This is a genomic window from Streptomyces sp. OfavH-34-F (assembly GCF_022347745.1).
Lineage (GTDB): Bacteria > Actinomycetota > Actinomycetes > Streptomycetales > Streptomycetaceae > Streptomyces.
On sequence record NZ_JAKRGC010000321.1, the window covers coordinates 1 to 7,342 of the forward strand.

Here is a 7,342-nt window from a genome sequence, read left to right on the forward strand (position 1 = left end):
AAGACCGAGGGCCGGCCGCCCGCCACGGCCGCCACCGCGGCCAGGTCCTCGATCTCGCGCTCCACCGCGTAGCGCCCGCCGTCCCCGCTGCCGCCCCGGCCGCGCCGGTCGTACGTGAGGACCTCGAAGCGCGGCGCGAGCAGCCGGGCGAGCGGCTCGTCGGTCTCGGCCGTGCTCAGGGCCCCGCCCACCAGGACGACGGGCGGCCCCTCGCCCCGGCGCCGGTATGCGATCGGGGTGCCGTCTCTGGAGAGAATCGTGTCCATGCGGGGGTGGACTGCCGGGCCGCCCCGAACTCATCGGTCCCGGCGGAAAGTTCTCCGAAAATCCTGCCCCGCGCCCCCGCCCCCGGGGTCGGCCGGGCCTCCCCGCCCGCCGGGGCGCGAGCGGCGGGTTCTACCGTGGCAGCCATGAACATCTGTGTCTTCCTCTCCGCCGCCGACCTCGACGACCGCTACACCGTGCCCGCCCGCGCCTTCGCCGAACTGCTCGGGCGCGGCGGGCACACCCTGGTCTGGGGCGGCTCGGAGAGCGGCCTGATGAAGGTCGTCGCCGACGGCGTCCAGGAGGCGGGCGGCAGGCTCGTCGGCGTCTCGGTGGACTTCCTGGCCGCCAAGGCACGCACGAACGCCGACGAAATGGTCATCGCCCGCGACCTCGCCGAGCGCAAGGCCCTCCTGCTGGCCAAGTCCGACGCAATCGTGATCATGGTCGGCGGCACCGGGACGCTCGACGAGGCCACCGAGATCCTGGAGCTCAAGAAGCACGGCAAGCACACCAAGCCCGTCGTGCTGCTCAACACCGCCGGCTTCTACGACGGCCTGCGCGAGCAGTTCCGGCGCATGGAGGAGGAGGGCTTCCTGCCGATCCCGCTCACCGAGCTGGTCTTCTTCGCCGAGGACGCCGTCGGCGCCCTCGCCTACCTGGAGGAGTCGGCCGGCCTCCAGTGAGCGGCGGCCCCCGGGCGGCGGGGGAGGGCCCCCGGGCGGCGGGTGCGACGATGGGGCCATGTCCACTCACCTCATCACCGGTGCCGGCTCCGGCATCGGCGCCGCCGTCGCCCGGCGGCTGTCCGCCCGCGGGGACGACCTCGTCCTGCTGGCCCGCGACGCCGGCCGCGCCAGGGAACTGGCCGCCCTGCACCCCGGCGCCCGCACCCTCGTCGGCGACCTGTCCAACCCCGACCGGCTCTCCTGGGCCTTCGCCCAGCAGACCATGCCCGACCGGCTCGACTCGCTGCTGCACATCGCGGGCGTCGTCGAACTCGGCCCGGTCGGCGAGCTGACGCCCAAGGCCTGGCACCTCCAGCTCGACGCCAACCTCGTCGCCCCCGCCGAGGTGACCCGCCTCCTGCTGCCCCAGCTGCGCGTCGCCCAGGGCCACGTCGTCTTCGTCAACTCCGGCGCCGGGCTCTCCGCGAGCCCCGGCTGGAGCGCGTACGCCGCCAGCAAGCACGGCCTGAAGGCGCTCGCCGACTCGCTGCGCCACGAGGAGCACGCCGCCGGCGTCCGCGTCACCTCCGTCTACCCCGGCCGCACCGCCAGCCCCATGCAGGAGAAGGTCCACCGCCAGGAGGGCAAGGAGTACGACGCCGCCCGCTGGATCGACCCCGAGTCCGTCGCCACCACCATCCTCATGGCGCTCGACCTGCCCCGCGACGCCGAGGTCAACGACCTCACCGTGCGCCCCGGCCGCTGAGCCCCCGTCCGCCGGAGGGCTCCCGCGCCCGTAGGCTTCCCGCGTGAGCGAGAACACCGTGTTCAGGAACTGCCCGGCCACCGGGATCGGCTCGATGCCCGGAGGGGACGCGCGGGAGGCGGCCAAGACCGTCGCCGGCTCCTTCGGCGACGGCGAGGGCATGCCGTACCTGGCGGAACTCCCGGCGCGCGGCCCCGGCGCCGACATGATCGGACGGACGGTCGGACTGCTCGCCGAGCTGTACGGGCACGTCGAGCCCAGCGGCTGGCGGATCAGCGACCGGCCCGGCCGCGACACCCGGCGGGCCAGGTCCTGGCTGGGCGAGGACCTGGACGCCCTGGAGGAATTCACCCAGGGCTACCAGGGCCCGCTCAAGGTCCAGGCCGTGGGCCCCTGGACGCTGGCCGCCGGCCTGGAGCGCCGGGGCGGCGAGGCGTTCCTCGGCGACCTCGGCGCCTGCCGCGACCTCGCGGACTCGCTCGCCGAGGGGCTGCGCGGCCACCTCGCCGAGGTGCGCCGCCGGGTGCCCGGCGCCCGCCTCGCCCTCCAGCTCGACGAACCCTCCCTCACCGCCGTGCTGCGCGGCCGGGTCAGGACCGCGAGCGGCTATCGCACCTACCGGGCCGTGGACCGGCAGATCGTGGAGGCCACGCTGCGCCAGGTGCTCGGCGCGGCCGGCGACACCGCCACACTGGTGCACACCTGCGCCCCCGAGGTGCCCTTCGCGCTGCTGCGCAGGGCCGGCGCCGACGGCATCTCCTTCGACCTCTCCCTTCTCACCGAGCGTGAGGAAGAGGCGATCGGGGAAGCCGTCGAGGCGGGCACCCGGATGTTCTTCGGCGTGGTGCCCGGCACCGACCCGGCCTCGGGCCGATTGTCCGACCCGGGCGGTAGCGTCATGGGTGTCAGGACGCTGTGGCGCAGGCTGGGGCTGAATCCGGGGACTCTCACCGAGTCCGTGACGATCACCCCCTCGTGCGGACTCGCGGGTGCGTCGCCCGGGTACGCGCGGGCCGTGCTCGCCCACTGCGGCCGGGCCGCGAGATCGCTCGCAGACAACCCTGAGTGACGGGCGCTGGGTAACGGGAGGACGGGACGATGGCCGGCGAAGAGCAGACCACCGGGCAGGGCGCTGGGCAGACCGAGGTGCCGGCGGAGGCGCGGGAGCGGCACCTGCTCCTCGCGGAGCAGATCGAGGAACACCGCTTCCGGTACTACGTGAACGACCAGCCGGTCGTCAGCGACGCCGAGTTCGACCGGCTGATGCGCGAGCTGGAGGCCCTGGAGGACGCCCACCCCGAGCTGCGCACCCCGGACTCGCCGACCCAGAAGGTCGCCGGGCCCTACCGCACGGAGTTCACCTCGGTCGAGCACCGCGAGCCCATGCTCTCCCTGGACAACGCCTTCGACGACGAGGAGCTGGCCGCCTGGGGCGAGCGCGTCGCGCGGGACGTCGGCTCGCCCGGCTACCACTACCTGTGCGAGCTGAAGATCGACGGACTCGCCGTGAACCTCACGTACGAGAACGGCGTGCTGACCCGCGCCGCGACCCGGGGCGACGGCCGCACCGGCGAGGACATCACCCCCAACATCCGCACCATCGCGGACATCCCGCACCGGCTGACCGGCGACCGCGTCCCGCCGCTGGTCGAGGTGCGCGGCGAGGTCTTCTTCCCGATGGAGGGGTTCGAGGAGCTGAACGCCCGGCTGGTCGCCGCCGACGAGAAGCCCTTCGCCAACCCGCGCAACGCGGCGGCCGGTTCGCTGCGCCAGAAGGACCCCAAGGTCACCGCCTCCCGCCCGCTGCACATGGTGGTGCACGGCATCGGCGCCCGCGAGGGCTTCGACATCGACCGCCTCTCGCACGCCTACGAACTGCTGCGCGAGTGGGGGCTGCCCACCGCCAAGTACAACAAGGTGGTCGACTCCCTCGCCGGCGTACGGGAGTTCATCGCGTACTTCGGCGAGCACCGGCACTCCGTGGAGCACGAGATCGACGGCGTCGTCGTCAAGCTGGACGAGATCCCGCTCCAGGGCCGGCTCGGCTCGACCTCCCGCGCCCCGCGCTGGGCCATCGCCTGGAAGTACGCGCCGGAGGAGGTCAACACCAAGCTGGTCAACATCCGCGTCGGCGTCGGCCGTACCGGCCGCGTCACCCCGTACGCCCAGGTCGAACCGGTCGTGGTGGCCGGCTCCGAGGTCGAGTTCGCCACCCTGCACAACCAGAACGTGGTCAAGGCCAAGGGCGTCCTCATCGGGGACACGGTGGTGCTCCGCAAGGCCGGTGACGTCATCCCGGAGATCCTCGGCCCGGTCGCCGACCTCCGCGACGGCACCGAGACGGCGTTCGTCATGCCGACGCACTGCCCCGAGTGCGGCACGGAACTGAAGCCGACGAAGGAGGCGGACGTCGACGTCCGCTGCCCCAACGCCCGCTCCTGCCCCGCCCAGTTGCGCGAGCGCGTCGCCTACCTCGCCGGCCGCAAGTGCCTCGACATCGACCACTTCGGCTACGTCGTCGCCGCCGCGCTGACCGCGCCGCTGGAACCGGACGAGCCCCCGCTGCGCGACGAGGGCGACCTGTTCGGCCTCACCATGGACGAGCTGCTGCCGATCCGCGCCTACGTCCTGGACCCGGACAGCGGGCTGCCCCGGCGCGACCCGAAGACCGGCGAGGAGAAGATCGCCCGCGTCTTCGCCAACCAGCAGGGCGAGCCCAAGAAGAACGCCCTCGCCATGCTGGACGCCATCGCCGCCGCCAAACAGGCCCCGCTGGCCCGCGTCCTCACCGGGCTCTCCATCCGCCATGTCGGCCCGGTCGCCGCCCGCGAGCTGGCCCGCCAGTTCCCGTCCATGGACCGCATCGAGGAGGCCACCGAACAGGAACTGGTCGACGCCGACGGGGTCGGGCCCATCATCGCCGCCTCCGTCAAGGAGTGGTTCGCCGAGCCCTGGCACCGCGAGATCATCCGCAAGTGGCGCGAGGCCGGAGTCCGGATGGAGGACGAGCGGGCCGGCGAGGACGACGGGCCCCGGCCCCTCGAAGGGCTGACCGTCGTGGTCACCGGCACCCTGGCCGGACACACCAGGGATGGCGCGAAAGAAGCCCTGCAGAGCCGGGGAGCGAAGGTCACCGGTTCCGTTTCCAAGAAGACCTCCTTCGTGGTGGTCGGCGACAACCCCGGATCGAAGTACGACAAAGCGGTTCAGCTCAAGGTTCCGGTCCTGGACGAGACCGGCTTCGCCGTCCTGCTCGACCAGGGCCCGGACGCCGCCCGCGAGGCCGCCGTCCCGGCCGGGGAACCGGCCCCCGGGGAGCCGGCGGAGGAGGCGGGCACACCCGGCGTGTGAGAGCCCGCCGACACACCGTCCAGGTCACCCGATCGGCGCATAGCAGATGCTGACGGACAGTCGGTTCGCATTCGGGCAAGAGCGGTAGACCGCTGCCCGTAGCCGCCCTCCGCGGCCTACTGTGGTCAGATGCGCCCTTCGGACCCGGCCACCGGGCGGGGCCCGGAGCGCGTCGTGGCACGGAACGCAGACATCGGGTGACATCGGCATCGCCGGCTGTGAGAGGGACGGAATGAAACCGACCGAGAGCGCCGCACCGGTGACGCGGCTGCAAGGTTTCGCGGGGCCGGTGCCCCAGGTGGGCGCCGTCGTCGTGGTCCTCGCCGCGGGCCAGCTCGCGACCGGCTTCTACCGTGCCCTCAGCGAAGGACACGCCCTCTTCCCGGACGGCCGGGCCGGCTGGTCGCTGGCCGTCCTCACCGGCATCGTCGTCGGCCATCTGGTCGCCCTCGGCCGCGACCGCTGGTGGGGCGGCACCGGCTCCGGCGCCGCCCTCACCCTGGCCGTGCTGCTGCTCTACGGCTGGGTGCCCGCCGGCCTGGTCAGCCTGGTCGTGGTCGTCCTCGTCGGCGTCGCCCGCCGGCACCGCTGGTGGCAGGGGCTGCTGCACGGCGCGGTGGACATCCTCGGGGTGGGCGCGGCGGCCCTGGTGCTCGCCGCGTTCGGCGAGGTGCAGTCCGTCGAGACACCCTGGCGGCCACTCGACTGGGGGATCGACGCCGTTCCGGAACTCCTCCTCGCCGCCACCACCTACCTGGTCGTCACCCGCGTCCTGCTGTGGTACTCGCACGCCCAGCCCGGCAGCGGCCTGCCCACCGTCGCCCGCACCGCGATGCTGCGCCAGGGCCTCGTCGCCGTCGCCCTGCTCGGCATCGCCCCGCTGATCTGCGTCGTCGCGATGGCCCGCCCGGTACTGCTGCCGCTGTTCGCGGTGCCGCTGATCGCGCTCGACTCCACGCTCTGGATCGCCCGCGCCCGCGCCGAGGAACAGCTCAAGGACCCGCTGACCGGGCTGCCCAACCGCCAGTGGCTGCTGGAGCGGACCTGGACGGCGCTGGAGGAGGCGGAGAACGTCGGCCACCGGGTCGGCCTCGTCCTGATCGACCTCGACCGCTTCCGCGCGGTCAACGACACCCTCGGCCACCTCGCCGGCGACCGGCTGCTGCTCCAGATCGCGGAACGGCTGCGGCTCGCCCTGCCGCGCGGCGCGGAGACGGCCAGGCTCGGCGGCGACGAGTTCGCCGTCCTGCTGCCCACGGCCGACTCCACCACCAGCGCCCAGCGGGTCGCCCGGCACCTCGTCGCCGAGCTGTCGTCCCCGCTGGACCTGGACGGGCTGACCCTGGTCCTGGAGGCCAGCGCCGGCGTCGCCGTCTTCCCGGACCACGCGCTGGACGCCGAAGGGCTGCTGCGCCGGGCCGACGTCGCGATGTACCAGGCCAAACGGGACCGCACCGGCGTCGAGGTGTACGAGTCCAAGCGCGACAGCAACACCCCCGACCGGCTCGGCCTCCTCGGCGACCTGCGCCGTGCCCTGGACGCGGGCGAGGTGGAGCTGCACTACCAGCCCAAGGTCCGCTTCGACGGCCAGGTCGCCGGGCTGGAGGCGCTGGTGCGCTGGGTGCACCCGGAGCGCGGCCGGGTGCCCCCCGACGAGTTCATCGCGATCGCCGAGTCCTCCGGACTGATGCCGCACCTCACGGAGTACGTCCTGGAGACGGCGCTCGCCCAGGTCGCCCGCTGGCGGGCCCAGGGCCTTTTCGTCCCCGTCGCCGTCAACGTCTCGCCGCGCGACGTGCACACCCCCGGGTTCGCCGGCGGCGTCGCGGCCCGGCTCGCCCGGCACGGCGTCCCGGCCGGCGCGCTCCAGCTGGAGATAACGGAACACGTCCTGCTGGAGGACCCGCAGCGCGCCGCCGACACCCTCGCCGGGCTGACCGGGCACGGCGTGAAGATGTCCCTCGACGACTTCGGCACCGGCTACTCCTCCCTGGTCCACCTGCGCCGGCTGCCCGTCAGCGAGCTCAAGATCGACCGCTCCTTCGTGGCCCGACTCGCCATCGACCAGGAGGACGCGGAGATCGTCCGCTGCACCATCGACCTGGCCCACTCGCTGGGCCTGCTCGTGGTGGCGGAGGGCGTCGAGGACGACGAGACCTGGGAGCGCCTGCGCGACCTGCGGTGCGACGCGGTGCAGGGCTGGCTGGTGGCCGCCGCCATGCCGCCGCAGGAGATGACGGCCTGGCTGCGGGCGCGCGGCGAGCACGGCTGGCGCCGCCCGGCGGAGCTGGCC

At 73.6% G+C, this 7,342-nt stretch carries 6 protein-coding genes; 5 read left to right on the top strand and 1 reads right to left on the bottom strand.

Annotated elements, in window-relative coordinates; translation table 11 throughout:
- Positions 1-266 (bottom strand): alpha/beta fold hydrolase (locus MHW47_RS29635; RefSeq protein WP_374230168.1); only part of this gene is annotated, 266 nt, incomplete at its 3' end.
- A gap of 144 nt (positions 267-410) precedes the next feature.
- Here MHW47_RS29635 and MHW47_RS29640 point away from each other — a divergent pair.
- The 5 genes from MHW47_RS29640 to MHW47_RS29660 all read left to right on the top strand — a co-directional run.
- On the top strand, positions 411-950 hold the full coding sequence (locus MHW47_RS29640) for a TIGR00730 family Rossman fold protein (protein ID WP_239226870.1): 540 nt from the start codon (positions 411-413) through the stop codon (positions 948-950).
- Between the two features lie 58 nt (positions 951-1,008).
- A complete protein-coding gene (locus MHW47_RS29645; protein WP_239226872.1) occupies positions 1,009-1,698 on the top strand; it encodes an SDR family oxidoreductase in 690 nt (229 codons plus the stop codon).
- Between the two features lie 43 nt (positions 1,699-1,741).
- Positions 1,742-2,767 (top strand): methionine synthase, encoded by a 1,026-nt coding sequence (locus tag MHW47_RS29650; protein ID WP_239226874.1) that lies wholly within the window; start codon positions 1,742-1,744, stop codon positions 2,765-2,767.
- A 29-nt stretch (positions 2,768-2,796) separates the two neighbouring features.
- Complete coding sequence (gene ligA / locus MHW47_RS29655; protein WP_239226876.1) at positions 2,797-5,049, top strand: NAD-dependent DNA ligase LigA; 2,253 nt, start codon at positions 2,797-2,799, stop codon at positions 5,047-5,049.
- Between the two features lie 232 nt (positions 5,050-5,281).
- Positions 5,282-7,342 (top strand): bifunctional diguanylate cyclase/phosphodiesterase (locus tag MHW47_RS29660; RefSeq protein WP_239226878.1); only part of this gene is annotated, 2,061 nt, incomplete at its 3' end.